Origin of the sequence: Pseudonocardia adelaidensis (assembly GCF_039543345.1) — a bacterium.
GTDB lineage: Bacteria > Actinomycetota > Actinomycetes > Mycobacteriales > Pseudonocardiaceae > Pseudonocardia > Pseudonocardia adelaidensis.
Window position 1 is genome coordinate 57,936 of the sequence record NZ_BAABJO010000031.1, and the last position, 15,360, is coordinate 73,295.

At 73.0% G+C, this 15,360-nt stretch carries 17 protein-coding genes; 8 read left to right on the plus strand and 9 right to left on the minus strand.

The window, feature by feature from the left end; genetic code table 11:
- Window positions 1-1,335, plus strand: coding sequence for a (Fe-S)-binding protein (locus ABEA81_RS31895; RefSeq protein ID WP_345610268.1), 1,335 nt, complete (start codon window positions 1-3; stop codon window positions 1,333-1,335).
- Window positions 1,336-1,606: 271 nt separating this feature from the next.
- Window positions 1,607-2,494, plus strand: coding sequence for an LLM class flavin-dependent oxidoreductase (locus ABEA81_RS31900; protein WP_345610270.1), 888 nt, complete (start codon window positions 1,607-1,609; stop codon window positions 2,492-2,494).
- Window positions 2,495-2,506: 12 nt separating this feature from the next.
- Here the strand turns inward: ABEA81_RS31900 and ABEA81_RS31905 are convergent, their stop codons facing one another.
- Window positions 2,507-3,151 (minus strand): TetR/AcrR family transcriptional regulator, encoded by a 645-nt coding sequence (locus ABEA81_RS31905; RefSeq protein WP_345610272.1) that lies wholly within the window; start codon window positions 3,149-3,151, stop codon window positions 2,507-2,509.
- 86 nt (window positions 3,152-3,237) lie between these two features.
- Between ABEA81_RS31905 and ABEA81_RS31910 the strand changes: the two genes are divergently transcribed.
- A complete protein-coding gene (locus ABEA81_RS31910) occupies window positions 3,238-4,167 on the plus strand; it encodes a zinc-binding dehydrogenase (protein WP_345610274.1) in 930 nt (309 codons plus the stop codon).
- Window positions 4,168-4,170: 3 nt separating this feature from the next.
- Here ABEA81_RS31910 and ABEA81_RS31915 read toward each other — a convergent pair whose 3' ends face one another.
- The 4 genes from ABEA81_RS31915 to ABEA81_RS31930 are packed head-to-tail and all read right to left on the minus strand — an operon-like array spanning window position 4,171 to window position 8,486.
- Entirely contained in the window at window positions 4,171-5,052 is an 882-nt protein-coding gene (locus tag ABEA81_RS31915) for a carbohydrate ABC transporter permease (protein WP_345610276.1), read from the minus strand.
- A 15-nt stretch (window positions 5,053-5,067) separates the two neighbouring features.
- Window positions 5,068-6,018, minus strand: a complete 951-nt coding sequence (locus tag ABEA81_RS31920) for a carbohydrate ABC transporter permease (protein ID WP_345610278.1) — start codon at window positions 6,016-6,018, stop codon at window positions 5,068-5,070.
- Window positions 6,018-7,058, minus strand: a complete 1,041-nt coding sequence (locus tag ABEA81_RS31925) for an ABC transporter ATP-binding protein (RefSeq protein ID WP_345610280.1) — start codon at window positions 7,056-7,058, stop codon at window positions 6,018-6,020. The genes ABEA81_RS31920 and ABEA81_RS31925 overlap by 1 nt, the downstream gene beginning before the upstream one ends.
- A 9-nt stretch (window positions 7,059-7,067) precedes the next feature.
- Window positions 7,068-8,486 carry an ABC transporter substrate-binding protein gene (locus ABEA81_RS31930; protein ID WP_345610282.1) on the minus strand — a complete coding sequence of 473 codons (1,419 nt, stop codon included), beginning with the start codon at window positions 8,484-8,486 and terminating at the stop codon, window positions 7,068-7,070.
- 393 nt (window positions 8,487-8,879) lie between these two features.
- On the opposite strand from ABEA81_RS31930, the gene ABEA81_RS31935 reads away from it, so the two are divergent.
- Both ABEA81_RS31935 and ABEA81_RS31940 read left to right on the plus strand, forming a co-directional pair.
- Window positions 8,880-9,173: an antibiotic biosynthesis monooxygenase family protein gene (locus tag ABEA81_RS31935; RefSeq protein ID WP_345610283.1), complete on the plus strand. Its 294-nt coding sequence runs from the start codon at window positions 8,880-8,882 to the stop codon at window positions 9,171-9,173.
- The gene (locus ABEA81_RS31940; RefSeq protein WP_345610366.1) at window positions 9,166-9,702 is read left to right on the plus strand and encodes a CGNR zinc finger domain-containing protein; all 537 of its coding nucleotides are present in this window, start codon (window positions 9,166-9,168) and stop codon (window positions 9,700-9,702) included. Before ABEA81_RS31935 ends, ABEA81_RS31940 begins: the two co-directional genes overlap by 8 nt.
- Before the next feature lie 16 nt (window positions 9,703-9,718).
- Here the strand turns inward: ABEA81_RS31940 and ABEA81_RS31945 are convergent, their stop codons facing one another.
- Together ABEA81_RS31945 and ABEA81_RS31950 are read right to left on the minus strand one after the other, a co-directional pair.
- On the minus strand, window positions 9,719-10,534 hold the full coding sequence (locus ABEA81_RS31945) for a DUF427 domain-containing protein (RefSeq protein WP_345610285.1): 816 nt from the start codon (window positions 10,532-10,534) through the stop codon (window positions 9,719-9,721).
- A gap of 31 nt (window positions 10,535-10,565) precedes the next feature.
- A complete protein-coding gene (locus ABEA81_RS31950; protein WP_345610287.1) occupies window positions 10,566-11,552 on the minus strand; it encodes a thiamine-phosphate kinase in 987 nt (328 codons plus the stop codon).
- Between the two features lie 70 nt (window positions 11,553-11,622).
- Between ABEA81_RS31950 and ABEA81_RS31955 the strand changes: the two genes are divergently transcribed.
- Genes ABEA81_RS31955 through ABEA81_RS31965 form a run of 3 tightly spaced genes read left to right on the plus strand, consistent with a single transcriptional unit; the run spans window position 11,623 to window position 13,109 of the window.
- Window positions 11,623-11,859 (plus strand): Lrp/AsnC ligand binding domain-containing protein, encoded by a 237-nt coding sequence (locus ABEA81_RS31955; protein ID WP_345610367.1) that lies wholly within the window; start codon window positions 11,623-11,625, stop codon window positions 11,857-11,859.
- A gap of 4 nt (window positions 11,860-11,863) precedes the next feature.
- Window positions 11,864-12,418, plus strand: coding sequence for a DUF3515 domain-containing protein (locus tag ABEA81_RS31960; protein WP_345610289.1), 555 nt, complete (start codon window positions 11,864-11,866; stop codon window positions 12,416-12,418).
- A 25-nt stretch (window positions 12,419-12,443) separates the two neighbouring features.
- Window positions 12,444-13,109: a metal-dependent transcriptional regulator gene (locus ABEA81_RS31965; RefSeq protein ID WP_345610291.1), complete on the plus strand. Its 666-nt coding sequence runs from the start codon at window positions 12,444-12,446 to the stop codon at window positions 13,107-13,109.
- Here the strand turns inward: ABEA81_RS31965 and ABEA81_RS31970 are convergent.
- Together ABEA81_RS31970 and ABEA81_RS31975 are read right to left on the minus strand one after the other, a co-directional pair.
- Window positions 13,106-14,218, minus strand: a complete 1,113-nt coding sequence (locus ABEA81_RS31970) for a D-alanine--D-alanine ligase family protein (protein WP_345610292.1) — start codon at window positions 14,216-14,218, stop codon at window positions 13,106-13,108. The genes ABEA81_RS31965 and ABEA81_RS31970 overlap by 4 nt on opposite strands.
- A gap of 133 nt (window positions 14,219-14,351) precedes the next feature.
- Complete coding sequence (locus ABEA81_RS31975) at window positions 14,352-15,245, minus strand: isocitrate lyase/PEP mutase family protein (protein WP_345610294.1); 894 nt, start codon at window positions 15,243-15,245, stop codon at window positions 14,352-14,354.
- Window positions 15,246-15,360: the final 115 nt, after the last annotated feature.

Below are 15,360 nucleotides of genomic sequence, written 5' to 3' on the forward strand. Positions count from 1 at the left end.
ATGACCACACCAGCCGGTTCCGCCGACACCAACCTCCCCCAGACCGGTCCGAGCGCGTTCGACGACCGCCGCCCGCCGGAGCGCGACCTGCTCGACGACTGCGTGCACTGCGGCTTCTGCCTGCCGACCTGCCCCACCTACCAGCTGTGGGGCGAGGAGATGGACTCCCCGCGCGGGCGCATCTACCTCATGGACCTCGCCGAGAAGGGCGAGATCGGCCTGCAGGGCCCGTTCACCGAGCACATCGACCGCTGCCTGGGCTGCATGGCGTGCGTCACGGCGTGCCCGTCGGGCGTGCAGTACGACCGGCTGCTGGAGTCGGTGCGCCCGCAGATCGAGCGCAACGTGCCCCGGGAGCGCTCCGACGCGTGGTTCCGCAACGCGATCTTCGCGCTCTTCCCCTACAAGCGGCGGCTGCGGGCCGCCGCCGTGCCGGGGGCGCTCTACCAGTGGCTGCGCGAGATCCCGGCCGTCGCGAAGCTCGTGGGGAAGCTCCCCGGGCGGCTCGGTGCGATGGAGTCGCTGCTGCCGCCGGTGTCGGTGCGCGAGGCGTTCGCCCGGCTCCCCGTCCACACCCCCGCCGTCGGCGAGCGCCGGGCGCGGGTGGCGCTGCTGTCGGGCTGCGTGCAGGACGTGTTCTTCCACCGGGTCAACACCGCCACCGTGCGCGTGCTGGCCGCCGAGGGCTGCGACGTCCTGGTGCCGCGCGAGCAGCAGTGCTGCGGCGCGCTCGAGCTGCACGCCGGCCGCGAGGACAGCGCGCTGGCCAGGGCGAAGCGCGAGATCGCGGTCTACGAGAAGCTGGACGTGGACCACGTCGTCACCAACGTCGCAGGCTGCGGCTCGTCCATGAAGGAGTACGGCCACCTGCTCGCCGACGACCCCGAGTGGGCCGAGCGCGCGAAGGCGTTCAGCGCCCGGGTGCGTGACGTGCACGAGGTGCTCGCCGACCTCGGCCCGCGCGCGCCGAGACACCCGTTCCGCGGCCGGGTGGCCTACCACGACGCCTGCCACCTCGGGCATGCCCAGCAGGTGCGCACCCAGCCGCGCGAGGTGCTGCGCTCGATCCCGGACCTGGAGCTGGTCGACCTGCCCGAGGCCGCGCTGTGCTGCGGCTCGGCCGGCATCTACAACATGATCATGCCGGACGCCGCGTCCGAGCTCGGCGCCCGCAAGGCCGCGAACGTCCGGTCGGTGGAGCCGGACGTGGTGGTCACCGCCAATCCGGGCTGCCTGCTGCAGATCGGCAAGCACCTCGGGCGCGACCTGCCCCTCCTGCATCCGGTGCAGCTGCTCGACGCCTCGATCCGCGGGGTGCCGGTGCCGCGGAGCTAGGAGTTCCGGACTCGGTGGCGACCCCGTCTCCGACCCCACCAGGGCCGTCGGCGATCGTCTGATGCGTTCCGCTGAACGCACTCGGGGCTGTCCACAGCCTCGAGGTCGACCGGCCACCGCACCCACCGGGCGGATTCTTGCCGGTCGGCGGCCCGTCCCGCTGCCTGCGCGGCAACGGCGCGCACCCCGCCAGGTGCACGGTGTCCGATCCGTTCACGACCAGGCAGGCGGGCGCCACGCAGGATCGAACGCATCCACCCGGAGGTGTCCAATGAAGATCGGAATGGGGTTGCCGGCTGCCGTGCCCGAAGCGGACGTCACCGTGCTCGGCGAGTGGGCCGCGACCGCGGAGCAGCTCGGCTTCTGCTCGCTCGGCGTGATCGACCGGCTCGTCTACGACAACCTGGACCCGCTCGTCGCGCTCGCGGCCGCCGCGGCCCGCACCGAGCGCGTGGAGCTGCTCACCACCGTCCTGAACGTCCCGTACCGGCAGAACGCCGTGCTGCTCGCCAAGCAGCTCGCCTCCGTCGACCGGCTGTCCGGCGGGCGCCTGACCGCCGGGCTCGCCCTCGGCGGCTGGCCCGAGGACTACGAGGCGAGCGGGGTGCCCCATCGCGGGCTCGGGGCGGCGATGGACGCCATGATCGCGACGATGCAGCAGGCGTGGGACGGCAAGCTCACCGGTGCGAGCGGGCCGATGCCTGCGCTCCCGCCCGAGCGCCCGGGCCTGCTCGTCGGCGGGCTGGTCCCGGCGGCGTTCGCCCGGGCCGCCACCGTCGGGCAGGGCTGGATCGCGCCGTCGTTCGGGCTCCAGCAGGTGGTGGACGGCGTCGCCGCGGTCCGGAAGGCGTGGGACCGCGTCGGGCGCGCCGGCGAGCCGCGCGTCGTGACCGTGCGCTACTTCTGCTTCGGCCCCGGCGCCGACGGGCACGCCGAGCACTACCTGCGGCACTACTACCTCGGCTACGCCCCGATGGTGAAGGCCGACACCCCCACCACGCCCGAGCACCTCGGCGCGGAGCTGGCCCGGCTGCGCGACGCGGGCGCCGACGACGTGGTGCTGATGCCGTGCACCGACGACCTCGCCCAGGTCACCCTCGCCGCCGAGGTGCTCGACGACATGGGCGTCAGCGCGGGGCCGGACCGGGTACTGCGCTAATCCGACACTGCGCTAATCGGACGCCGCGCTGACCTCGAGCGTCATGCTGCCCGGGACGGCGGCGAACGCCTCGTGCAGGCAGGAGGCCAGCTCGTCGCGGTTCCCCGGCCCCGACCGGAACGTCCACTCGTCGAGCGCGCAGTGGAAGGCCGCCACCACGACGTCGACGGCCAGCCGGACGCGCAGGTCGTGCTCCGCGAAGCCGAAGCGCTCCCGCAGGAGCGCGAGCGCGGCCCGGGTGGTGCGGTCGCAGAACTGCAAGCCGTGGGCGTTCATCGCGGGCGTGGTCGCGGCCAGGCGGCGACTCTGCTCCACCCGTTCGGTCCACCCGTCCGCCGGCATCGCGGCGAGGGCGGCGAGCAGCGCCCCCTGGAGCAGCTCGAGGAGCGTGCCGTGCGCCGTCCCGCTCGCCTCGAGCTCGGCGACGAACGCATCCCACAGGTCCTGCGTGGGCGCCATCGCGACGTCTTCCTTGCTGGTGAAGTAGCGGAAGAACGTGCGCTTGGAGACCTCGACCTCGCCGCACAGGTCGTCGAGCGTCGTGGCGTCGAAGCCCTGCTCGGCGAACCGGCGCAGCGCGGTGTCCACGAGCGCCTGGCGCGTGCGGAGCTTCTTGCGCTCCCGCAGTGACAACTCGGGCGGGGAGGGGGTGTCCATCACCACGCACTGTATCGCGTGCGCGAACGCCACTCGTATGATTAGGCCTCTCAGTGGCAGTTGCGTCCCAGTGAAGGTGAGTGGTCATGCGCGCACTCCTCGTCGACCGATCCGCCCCCGGCGGCCTGCGCCTCGGCGAAGCGGCGGATCCCGTCCCGGCGCCGAGCCAGGCCCTGGTGCGGGTGACGGCGACCTCGCTCAACTACGGCGAGGTCAAGTTCGGCGTCGAGAACGCCACCGAGGGCAGCGTGCTCGGCTGGGACGCGGCCGGTGTCGTCGAGCGGGCGGCCGCCGACGGATCGGGCCCCGCAGCCGGCACCCCGGTGGTCACGCTCGCCCCGGACGGGGCGTGGGCCGAGCTGCGCGCCGTCGACACCGATCTCGTCGGCGCGGTCCCCGCGGGCGCCGACCTCGGCGCGATCAGCACCGTCCCGGTCGCGGGCGCCAGCGCCCTGCGGGCCCTGCACCGCACCGGCCCGCTGCTGGGCAGGCGCGTGCTCGTCACGGGCGCCACCGGCGGCGTCGGCCGGTACGCGGTCCAGCTCGCCCACCTCGGCGGCGCGTACGTCGTCGCGAGCACGGGCGACCCGGCGCGGCACGGCGAGGGCCTGCGGGCGCTGGGCGCGGACGAGGTGGTGGCCGCTCCCGGCGAGTTCGACGGCCGGGTGGACGGCGTCGTCGACATGGTCGGCGGCCCGCAGCTGGTGGCCGCCTACGACCGGCTCGTCGCGGGCGGCACCCTCGTCGCCGTCGGGCACGCCACCGACGAGGGCGAGCACTTCCCGTTCGGCACGCTCTTCGGCGGGGACGGCCGCCACGACCGCTCCATCGTCACGTTCTACCTGCTCGACTGCCCCGACGTCGGCCGCGACCTCGCCTGGCTGGCGGGCGCCGTCGCCGCGGGCAGGCTCGACCCGCAGGTCTCGTGGCGGGGCAGCTGGAAGGACGCCGCCGACGCCACCGGCGCGCTGCTGGAGCGGCGGTTGCACGGCAAGGCGGTGCTCGAGATCGGCTGACCCTCAGCCCTTCACCGCCCCCTGGCTGAACCCGGCGATGAAGCGGTCGAGGAACAGGTTGAACACCAGCGCGATGGGCACGGCGACGAGCACGGCGGCCGCCGAGAGCGACTGCCAGAAGAACACGTCGCCCCGGACGAGCTCGGTGGGCACCCCGGTGCTGATCACCTTCTGCGCGCTCGGCGAGATGAACGCGAGTGCGTAGATGAACTCGCTCGCGGTCAGGGTGAACGCGAACACCACGACGGCGACGAGCCCGGGGAAGAGCAGTGGCGCGACCACGCGCACCATCGCCCCCACGCGGCTGTAGCCGTCGACCATCGCCTGCTCCTCGATGTCCTTCGGGATGGTCTTGAGGAACCCGATGAGCAGCCACACCGAGACCGGCACCGTGATCGTCGGGTAGATCACCACGAGGGACCAGGTGGAGTCCTGGAGCCCGAGCGCCACCACCAGCCGCGACAGCGACAGGAACAGCAGGGTGGGCGGCACGAGGTAGACGAAGAAGATCGCGATGCCCATCCGGCCCGCCCACGGGCGGTCCAGGCGGGCCAGGCTGTAGGCGGCCGGGAGCGACAGCGCCAGCGTGATCAGCACGACCAGCACGCCGACCCACAGCGTGTTCCACGCGAACGTGCCGAACCCGGTGCCGGTGAGCAGCAGGTCGAGGTGGTCGCGGGTGGGCGGCTCGTTGAAGACGAACGGGTTGTTGCTGCGCCGGTAGAGGTCGCTGTCCTGCTTGAAGGAGGTGATGGCCGCCCACACGAACGGGCCGGCCGCGGCGAGGGCGGACACCACGGCGAGCAGGTACAGCCCGACCCTGGCCGCCCGGTGCCGGCGCGCGTAGCGCCTGCGGTCGGCGTCGGTGACCACGAGGGCGTCCATTCCATCCCTTCCCGGCTAGCTGATCTCCATCCCGCGCACGGCACGCAGGATCGCGATCGCGGCCGCGAGCAGCAGGGGGAACAGGAACAGCGCGACCGCCGCGCCCTGCGCCACGTCGCCGCCCTCGATGCCGCGGAAGAACGCCCAGCTGGCGAGCACCTGGGTCTCGTTGGTCGGCCCGCCGCGGGTGAGGACGTACACGACGGTCATGTCGGTGAACGTGAAGATCGCGCCGAACAGCGCCGAGATCGCGATGACGGGCGCGGTGAGCGGGATCGTGATCTCGAACATCCGCCGCCAGTAGCCCGCGCCGTCCACCGCGGCCTGCTCCTGCACGTCCTTAGGGATGGACAGCAGCCCGGCCATCATGATCACCGCCGCCAGCGGGACGAGCCGCCAGACGTGCACGGCGATCACCGAGATCATGGCCAGGCCGGGCTGCCCGAGCCAGAACATGTTCGTCCTGATCACCCCGACCTGGCGCAGCACCCAGTCGATCGGCGAGAACACCGAGTCGAGCAGCCAGAGCCAGGTGATCGTCGAGAGCGCCACCGGCGTGGTCCAGGGCAGCAGGACGCAGAAGCGGACGATCCAGCGCCCGCGGAAGTCTGCGACGAGCACGTTCGCCAGCACCTTGCCGAAGAGCACGATGAACACCATCGACACGGCGGTGAACACGAACGTGTTGCGCAGCGCCCGCCAGAACACCGGGTCGGCGAAGATCCGCTCGAAGTTGAGCAGGCCGACCCAGTCGAAGCTCGGGTCGCCCCCGGTGACGTCCGAGAAGCTGAACGCGACGGCCAGCACGAACGGCACCGCCACCAGCGCGAGGATGTAGACCACCGCGGGGGCGAGGAGCAGCCAGGACAGCACGCCGTCGCGGTCGCCGATGCCGCGCCGCAGGTCGGCGACCCGCGGCTCGCGGGCCTGCGCGGTGGCCTCGGCGGGAGGAGCCGACGACCCCATCACCTGGCCCCCAGCCGGACCGGCGCGGTGCGCAGGCCGCTCCCGGCGTCGAAGAAGCGGAGCCTGCCACCCGGCACCGCGAAGTCGTGCCGCTCCCCGACCTCGATCGGCGTCTCCACGGTGGCCGGCAGCCGGGCGATCACCCGGCACGGCCCGTCGCCGAGATCGACCTCGCCGTACACGTGCCGGTCGCCGGACAGGTACTCCATCCGCTGCACCTCGAGCGTGGCGGTGATCCGCTCGCCGGCCACGTTCTCGACGGGCAGCAGGTGCTCGGGCCGGAAGCCGACCAGCACGTCGCCGTGCGGCACCAGGTTCATCGGCGGCGACCCGATGAACGTGGCGACGAACGTGTCGGCCGGGTCGTCGTAGATCTCGACGGGCGCCCCGATCTGGCGCACCCGGCCCTCGGACAGCACCGCGATCCGGTCACCGAGGCCCATCGCCTCGCTCTGGTCGTGCGTGACGTAGATCGTGGTGGCGCCGATCTCCTGCTGGAACCGCTTCAGCTCGTCGCGGGCGCTCGTGCGCAGCTTGGCGTCCAGGTTGGACAGCGGCTCGTCGAGCAGGAACACCGTGGGGTCGCGCACCAGCGCCCTGGCCAGCGCCACCCGCTGGCGCTCGCCGCCGGACAGCTGGCGGGGCTTGCGCCCCAGCAGGTGCCCGATGCCCAGCATCTCGGCCGCCGTGCGGGCCTTCTCGTCCCGCTCGCGGGGCGGCATCCCCTCCGCGCGCAGCGGGAACACGATGTTCGCCTGGACCGTCTTGTGCGGGTACAGGGCGTAGCTCTGGAAGACCATCGCGATCCGCCGGGCCCGCGGCGGCAGCCCGGTGACCACCTGCCCGCCGATGAGGACGTCGCCGCTCGTGGGCTCCTCGAGCCCGGCGATCGTGCGCAGCAACGTGGTCTTGCCGCACCCCGACGGGCCCAGCAGGACGAGGTACTCCCCCTCGCCCGTGGCCAGGTCGACGCCGTCGATCGCGTGCACCCGGCCCGAGTCGAAGGACTTGTGCAGCTCCTTGACCTCAACGGTGCTCATGAAGCCGGCTCAGCTCCCACCCGTGCCGATCAGACCGCGCGAGCGCCAGTTGTCGAAGATCGGCTTGATCTGCGCCTCGGCGTCGGCGACCGCCTGCTGTGGGCTCACCTCGCCCCGCGCGGCCCTTGCGAACATGTTGGGGATGACGAACGTGGCGAAGACCTCGCCCTCGGCCGTGTTGGCCGTGCCCGGGTAGCCGATGTTGGTGCTCCAGTCGATGGCCTTCTCCAGGAGGGAGAGCTTGTCCGGGGGTTGCGCGCCGAACGGGTCGGTGCCGACCCACTTGCCGAGGTCGGGTGCCACGGCGGGGTAGGCGGGGAAGTCGTAGAGCTTCGACTGCCAGGCCACGACGTCGAGGTTGTCCGTGTAGTGGAGCAGGAACTCCTTGGCCGCGTCCGGGTTCGCGGCGAAGTTCGGGACGATCCAGTTGTACATGACGTGGCTCGCGGCCCGGGCGTCCGCGGGCCCCCGCAGCGCGGGCGAGAAGAAGATGTCGGCCGCCACCTCCGGGTCGGTCTCCTGCGAGGTCCGCCACGCCGACAGCGAGTTGAGGATGTACGACAGCTGGCCGGCGGCGAGGCCCTGGTTGTTCGAGGCCGCGTTCCAGGAGAACACCTCTGGGGTCATCGCCTGGCTGTAGAGCTTCGCCATGAACTCGACGGCCGCGACCGCCTCCGGCGAGTTGATCACGACCTGCTCGGACTCGTCCTGGATCGACGCCCCGAACGACCACAGCAGCGCGCGGCCCGCCATGTTCGAGTCGATCTCCTGCGACATCCCGACGCCCAGCTGCACGCCCTGGCTCTTCTTGATCTCGGCGCCGCCGCGCAGCAGCTCGTCCCAGGTGGTGGGGCCGTCGGGCAGGCCGGCCGGCGCCCACAGGCTCTTGCGGTAGTCGCCGGGGTCGGGCACCCATGCCGGCGCGAACGCGAAGTACTTGCGGGTGGTGGGGTTGAACGAGGACTTCTGGCAGAGTTCGACCATCTGGCCGTGCCGGTTGGTCGACTCGGTGACGACGTCGGTCATGTCGAGCACGCTCGGCTCGTACTGCGGCACCGGGGCGACGTGCAGGATGAGGTCGTGGCCCTGGTTGGCCTGGATCTCCGCCTGGGTGCGCGCCGGCAGCTCGGCGTAGTTGATGTGGTCGACGGTGACCTGGACGCCGACCCGCTGCCCCCAGTCCTTCACCCACGGGTCGAACCACGCGTCGTGGGCCGGGACGAAGTGGCTCCACATGAGGATCGACAGCGATCCGGACAGGGGCGAGGCGGGCTGGGTGAACGTGCCCGTCGGCGCAGGCTGCGCCGGCCCGGGTCCGCCTGCCCCGATCCCCTCGTCCTCCGCGCACGCGACGAGCGTGGCTCCGAGCGCGGCCAGGCCGGAGACCTGGAGGAAGCGCCGACGGTCGAACTCCGTGCTGATGCCCATGACGTGGCTCCCGAGGCTTCGTCGACTCGTCGGACGAGCGTATGACCAGCCGGGGGCGAAAGCGCCCGGAAGGGACGAGATCGTTACCCCGAGGTTGCGTCCAGGCCGCTCGGGTCCCACGCACCCGCGCCTCCGGGACGCGTGGCCCCGGCGCGCGGCCGGACTTCAACGCGCTGACGCGGCGCATCGCCGGCGCCCGCCGCCGGGGGCGGCGCACGGTGCTGGAGCAGCTGCTCGACGGCGTCCGGCCGCCGCTCGCGCTCGTCCCGGTGGCGCTGCTGCGCATCCGGCGGCCAGGACCGCCATGGCGGCGAGCCCGGCGATGCCGACGAAGGCGCGCCGCGCCGCGGTGTCACGGTCTTTGGTACGTTAGACCGTGACAGAGGAGGAGACATGCCGATCTACTCGATATGGGAGTCTCGGTTCCCCGGCGCGCAGGCCGCGAAGGGACGCGCCGTGACCGAAGCCATCTGGCGGGACATGCCGTGCTTCGAGGGCTACCTGAGCCACGAGGTGTTGATCGACGCCGATGACCCGGGGCACCTGCTGGTGGTCAGCCAGTGGGCGAGCCGGAAGCACGCCGACGAGGCACTTCGGCTCTACGCCGGGCACCCGAACGCCCACGACGCAAACAGCCTGGTCAGTGAGCCCCGACGGCGCATTCTGGCCAGCCGTGCGGATGGCTGAGCCGGCGACGACGCCGCAGGCGCTGCTTCTGCTGGCCAACCTGGGCCGGCCACGAAGGCGGGTCGGGGCGGCCGCCCCGTACTCCGAGCCCGTGCTCCCTGACCCCACTGTTGCGACCGCCCAGTTGGCGGAGGTGGCCGACGAGCCGGTCGCCGCGGCGGACCTGGTCGACCTGCGTCGGCTCCAACGGGCCGCGGTCCGGGTGGCCGACGCGATTCTGGCCGGCGATCTTCCAGACTGTCCTGAGATCAATGACCTCGCCGCCCGTAGTAGCGCGCGTATCGAACTCGTCGTAGCCGGTGGGGAACTCCGGCGACGGCTGGTCTGGAGCGACACGTCGTTGGCCGCGGCGCTGGCCCGACGCCTCGTCGAGGAGCTCGACGCGCTCGAACCCGGCCGGCTGCGGCGATGTGCTCGCCCAGAGTGCGAACTGCTCTTCTACGACACCACACGATCCCGCACACGCCGATGGCATGCCGAGGATCCGTGCGGCTGGCGCGAGCGTCAGCGCGTCCACCGGGCGCGGTGATCAACCTTGAGCGACCTCAGTCCGACCACGGCGTGACGGGCCGCGGGCGCTCCTCCCCGTCCACCGTCACGTCCACCCGCTCGTCGAAGAAGCACAGCAGGCCGGCGAGCTCGTGGGCGTCCGGCAGCGGGGACTCGTAGGTCCACGCGAGGTCCGTGCCGCTGCGCGCGAGGTAGGACGCCACCCCCTTGTAGGCGCACGCCGTCCGCGTCGGACTCGGCTCCATCAGGTCGATCCGCACGTCGTCGCGAGGCAGGTAGGTGCGCATCGGCAGCGACGTCTCGAACACCAGCACCGGCCGGCCGGACTCGGCGAGCACCGTCCCGTCCCGCTCCACGCGCACGTGCCGGGAACCGTGCCGGATGTCGACGCGGTGGAACGGGTCCCGCGGGTGGGCGACGATCGCGTCGTCCTCCTCGAGCCAGTCGAAAGCGTCGAAGTCGAGCAGGACGAACCCGGCGAGATCCGGGTCGGCAGGCCGGAAGGCCGCGCCGACGCGGTCGCCGCCGGTCGTGCGCAGCGTCAGCGCCTCGCCCGCGGTCGTGTGGGCGCCGAAGCCCGTCGACGGGGTGAGCACCTCCGGGAGGCCCTCGCGCAACCGGGCGGGGCGGTGCGGCACGTCGACGGCGGGAGCGGGTAGGAGCTCGCCGCGGAGATCGGCCGCCGGCACGGCGTAGACCGGAACCACGCGCCGCGGCTCCCAGACGACCACGGCAGCCGTCGTGTCGGCCACCGTGTGGCCGTCGGCCAGCGCCCGGATCCGCTTCCCGGTCGGTTCGTAGCGCAGCTCGTCGAACAGGCGCACGAGCTGGGAGAACATCTGCACGGCCATGGCCCCACCGTGGCCCGGGGGGCACGGCGGGTCAACGCACGAAGTGGTCCCAGCCGCCCGGGCCGCCGTCGTAGCGGCGGCCGTCGACGAGGACATCGGGCTCGCCATCGGCGACCGTGCCGATGGTGGTCCAGCCGTCGGGGACGTCGCCGGGGAAGGTCGCGGCGAGTGCGTGGTCCTCGCCGCCGGTGAGCAGCCAGTGCATCGGGTCGACGCCGAGCGCGGCGCCGACGTCGACCAGGCGGTCCGGCACCGCCAGCGCGGCGGTGCGCACGTCGATGCGCACGCCGGACGCCTTCGCGACGTGCCCGAGGTCGGCGAGCAGCCCGTCCGAGACGTCGATCATCGCGGTGGCACCGGCCTCGGCGGCCTGCGGGCCCGCCGCATAGGGGGGTTCCGGCGTGCGGTGCGCGGAGACCACAGCGATCGGGGAGCGGAAGCCGCGCGCCAGCACCGCCCACCCGGCGGCGGCCCAGCCGACGCGCCCGGCCAGCGCGACCGTGTCGCCGGGACGCGCACCGGCCCGCGTCACCGGCTCCCGCCCTTCGAGCGACCCCAGCGCGGTGACCGCGAGGACGAGCGTCGGCGAGGACGCCACGTCCCCGCCCACCACGCCCACCCCGACCGACCGCGCCTCCTCCCACAGGCCGTCGGTCAGCCCGCTGACCGTCTCGACCGGGAGGTCGGCCGGGCACGCGAGGCCCACGAGCAGCCCGGTGGGCACCGCGCCCATCGCCGCGACGTCGGCGAGGTTGGCCGCCGCCGCCTTGCGGCCGATCTGCACCGGGCCGGACCAGTCGAGCCGGAAGTGCACGCCCGCCACGAGCACGTCCGTGCACGCCACGACGCGACCGTCCGGCGCAGCGAGGACGGCCGCGTCGTCACCCGGACCGAGCAGCGTGGCCTGCGCCGAGGGGCGGCCTTCCGTCAGCCGCGCGATCAGCCCGAACTCCCCGATCCCGGCGAGTGTGTTCTCCGCCTCGGCTTCGCCCGTCGGGGACGGTTGTGATGTGGGCACGCTCGTCACCTCCGGTACGTTCGGCATCCGACTCTCCTACGTCCGACGATCGAAGTGGAAGGGGCTCGCCGTGGTGCAGGCTTACATCCTGGTACAGACGGAGGTCGGCAAGGCCGCCGCCGTGGCCGCGGAGATCTCCACGATCGCCGGCGTGGTGTCGGCGGAGGACGTCACCGGACCCTACGACGTGATCGTGCGCGCCGAGGCCGACGACGTCGACCTGCTCGGTCAGCTCGTCGTCGCGCAGGTGCAGGGGGTCAGCGGGATCACGCGCACGCTGACCTGCCCGGTGGTGCACCTCTCCTGAGCACGTGACCAGGCTCTCCCCACCCCTCGCGATCGCGATCGCGCTCCCAGTGCTGCTCGCCGTGGCGGTTGCCGCGATCGCGATCACCGCCCGCGTGCGCGGGATCGGGGAGCCGCCCCCGCCCGACACCGGTCCGCTCGCCGTGGCCCCGGTCGACTCGCCCGGCGCGTCCGGGCCGGAGTGCTCCGCCCTGCTCGCCGCGCTCCCCACCGAGCTGGACGGCCCGGACGGCCCGATGCCGCCCCGTCCCGTCATCGACGCCGACCGCCTGCCCGGCGTGCGCGCGTGGGCGGCGGCTCCCCGCCCCGTCGTGCTCCGCTGCGGTCTGCCCCGGCCGGCCGAGCTGACGCCGACCTCGGCGCTCCTCGAGGTGAACGGCGTGCGCTGGCTGCAGATCGACGACGGTCTCCCACAGCCCGTCCAGGTGAGCTACATCGCCGTGGACCGGCCGGTCTACGCCGCGCTCACCGTGCCGGTCGACGCCGGTAGCGCGCCTCTGCAGCAGCTGTCCGACGTGATCCGCGAGACCCTGCCCGCCACCGCCGTGGCGGTGCGCTGAGCGGGAACCACATACGATTCCGGGCATGGTGACGATGTCCCGGGCGACCGAGGACTACCTGAAGGCGATCTACCACCTCGCCCACCGGGGCGAGTCGGTCACCACAGGTCAGCTCGCCCACGAGCTCGGGGTGTCCGCACCGTCGGTCTCGGCCATGGTGAAGCGGCTGGAGGACGGGAGCCTGCTCAGCCGGCCCGACAGCCGCACGTTGCAGCTCACCGACTCGGGCGAGCGCGCCGCGCTGCGCGTCGTGCGCCGCCACCGGCTGCTGGAGACGTTCCTCGCCCGCATGCTCGACGTGCCGTGGGACGAGGTGCACGCCGAGGCCGAGCTGCTCGAGCACGCACTCTCCGAGCGACTCGAGGATCGCATCGACGCCGCGCTGGGCCACCCCACCCACGACCCGCACGGCGACCCCATCCCGCCCCGCGACGGCCCGCACGAGGAGGGCTGGGGCGAGGCCCTCGACGCCGTGCCCGCCGGCTGCCTGTTCCGCGTGGACCGGGTGTCCGACCGCGACAGCGCCGCCCTGCGCTACCTCGGCGAGCTGGGCATCTACCCCGGCGTGGTTCTCACCGTCGAGGAGCAGGCCCCGTTCGGCGGGCCGCGCTGGGTGCGGGTCGGCGAGGAACGCCACCCCCTCGGTCCTGCCCTCACGCGCCTCGTGCACGGGCACGCGGAGCGCGGCTAGCGCAGGCCGGTGCCCCGGGCCAGCGCCGTCTCCACCAGCGTGGTCAGGAGCGTCTCGAAGTCGATTCCCGTGACGGCCCACGCCCTCGGGTACATCGAGATCGGTGTGAAGCCGGGCATCGTGTTGACCTCGTTGAGCGTGAGCTCGCCGTCCGGCCCGACGAAGAAGTCGACCCGCGCGAGACCCTGCCCGTCGACGGCGTGGAACGCGGCCACCGCCATCGCGCGCAGCCGCTCGGCCACCGCGTCGTCGAGCTTCGCGGGGATGTCGAACTCGCAGACGTCGTCGAGGTACTTGGCCTCGAAGTCGTAGAACTCGGGCGTGTGGCCGTCCGGCGCGCTGCCGACGATGCGGATCTCCGCCGGGACGCTGGCGCGCACCGTGCCGTCGGGGAACTCCAGCACGGCGCACTCGACCTCGCGCCCGACGATCGCGGCCTCCACCAGCACCTTCGGGTCGTGCTCGCGGGCGGTGGCGATGGCGGCGTCGAGGTCGGCCCAGTCCGTGACCCGGGTGATTCCGACCGACGAGCCCGCCCGCGCCGGCTTGACGAACACCGGCAGCCCGAGCCGCTCGCGCTCGTCGACGGTGAGCGCGGCGACGCCCCGCCGCAGCACGACGAGGTCGCCCACCGGGATGCCCTCGGCGGCCAGCAGCTTCTTCGCGTACTCCTTGTCCATGGACGCGGCGCTCGCCAGCACACCCGCCCCGACGTAGGGCACGCCGGCCATCTCCAGCAGCCCCTGGATCGTGCCGTCCTCGCCGAAGGGCCCGTGCAGCACGGGGAACACGACGTCGACGCCGGAGAACACCTCGCCGGCCCGGTCGGGGTCGAGGACGACGAGGCCGCCGCGCGTCGGGTCGCCGGGCAGGGCGAGCGCGGTGCCACCCGCCTCGACCGACGGCAGCTCGCGGTCCGAGATCACCAGCTCGCGCGGGTCGGAGGTGCCCAGCACCCACGCGCCGTCCCGGGTGATGCCGACGGGGACGACATCGAACTTTCCCCTGTCGAGGTGAGACAGAATGGCCCCGGCGGAGACGCAGGAGATCGCGTGCTCGCTGCTGCGACCCCCGAACACCACGGCCACCCGCACCTTGTCCCCGCTCATGGCGGTCGAGAGTAGGCCCCGCAGGCCCCGCTGACCGACCCGGGCACGGCGTGTCGAGGGTCGTGGGTGGATACGAGTGCCGGAACACTCGTATCCACTCGCGGGTCAGGGAACACTCGTATCCACTCGCGGGTCAGGGGCCGAAGCGCTCCTCCAGCGATCGGATCTCGGGCAGCCCGATGAGGTCGGTGAACTCGTCGAACGACGGCAGGCCCGGCAGCGCGGCGGTGGGCGTGCCGTCGGCCTTCAGGGCCGTGAGCAGGGAGCGGATGCCCGCGGTGGCGGCGAGGAGGGTGCCGATCGGGAACAGCACGAGCGCGAACCCCAGCTCGGCGATCCGGTCCAGCGGCAGGGGCGGGGTGCGGCCGCCCTCGGCCCAGTTGAACACGAGCGGCGCAACGCCCGCGAGCGCCCGCGCCACGCGCGCGATGTCGTCCTCGCTGGTCGGCGCCTCGACGAAGAGCAGGTCGGCGCCCGCGTCGGCGTACGCGCGGGCGCGGTCCAGCGCGGCGTCCAGCCCCTCGACGGCGGCGGCGTCGGTGCGGGCGATCACCAGGAAATCGGGGTCGTGGCGGGCCGCGACGGCGGCGCGGATCTTGCCCACCATCTCGTCGGTGCCGATCACCGCCTTGCCGCTCATGTGCCCGCACTTCTTCGGCATCACCTGGTCCTCCAGGTGCACCCCCGCGACGCCTGCCTGCTCGTAGGACCGCACGGTGCGCACGACGTTGATCGCATTGCCGTAGCCGGTGTCGGCGTCGGCGATCACCGGCACGTCGACCGCGGCGACGATGCGCCGCGCGTTGTCGACCATCTCCGCGCCGCCGAGCAGCCCGACGTCCGGCCTGCCGATCAGCGAGGCCGTGGTGCCGAAGCCCGTCATGTACACGACGTCGAACCCGGCCTGCTCCACGAGGCGCGCCGAGAGCGCGTCGTACGCGCCCGGTGCCACGACCGGGCCGGGGCCGGCGAGCAGCTCCCGCAACCGCGCGCGCGGCGCCGGACCGGACCGCAGCAGATCGCCCACGTGATCCCCCTTTGCATGCATTCCCCGCGAAGTTACGCCGAGACCATTGCCGGAGGGAACCGCCAGCCCTAGATTGCACACAATCCACGGGACGGGGTGACGTGTGACACGGACG

Coding starts and splice junctions, on each gene's coding strand:
- ABEA81_RS31895 (WP_345610268.1), top strand. CDS start 1: ATGACCACACCAGCCGGTTCCGCCGACACCAACCTCCCCCAGACCGGT.
- ABEA81_RS31900 (WP_345610270.1), top strand. CDS start 1,607: ATGAAGATCGGAATGGGGTTGCCGGCTGCCGTGCCCGAAGCGGACGTC.
- ABEA81_RS31905 (WP_345610272.1), bottom strand. CDS start 3,151: ATGGACACCCCCTCCCCGCCCGAGTTGTCACTGCGGGAGCGCAAGAAG.
- ABEA81_RS31910 (WP_345610274.1), top strand. CDS start 3,238: ATGCGCGCACTCCTCGTCGACCGATCCGCCCCCGGCGGCCTGCGCCTC.
- ABEA81_RS31915 (WP_345610276.1), bottom strand. CDS start 5,052: ATGGACGCCCTCGTGGTCACCGACGCCGACCGCAGGCGCTACGCGCGC.
- ABEA81_RS31920 (WP_345610278.1), bottom strand. CDS start 6,018: ATGGGGTCGTCGGCTCCTCCCGCCGAGGCCACCGCGCAGGCCCGCGAG.
- ABEA81_RS31925 (WP_345610280.1), bottom strand. CDS start 7,058: ATGAGCACCGTTGAGGTCAAGGAGCTGCACAAGTCCTTCGACTCGGGC.
- ABEA81_RS31930 (WP_345610282.1), bottom strand. CDS start 8,486: ATGGGCATCAGCACGGAGTTCGACCGTCGGCGCTTCCTCCAGGTCTCC.
- ABEA81_RS31935 (WP_345610283.1), top strand. CDS start 8,880: ATGCCGATCTACTCGATATGGGAGTCTCGGTTCCCCGGCGCGCAGGCC.
- ABEA81_RS31940 (WP_345610366.1), top strand. CDS start 9,166: ATGGCTGAGCCGGCGACGACGCCGCAGGCGCTGCTTCTGCTGGCCAAC.
- ABEA81_RS31945 (WP_345610285.1), bottom strand. CDS start 10,534: ATGGCCGTGCAGATGTTCTCCCAGCTCGTGCGCCTGTTCGACGAGCTG.
- ABEA81_RS31965 (WP_345610291.1), top strand. CDS start 12,444: ATGGTGACGATGTCCCGGGCGACCGAGGACTACCTGAAGGCGATCTAC.
- ABEA81_RS31970 (WP_345610292.1), bottom strand. CDS start 14,218: ATGAGCGGGGACAAGGTGCGGGTGGCCGTGGTGTTCGGGGGTCGCAGC.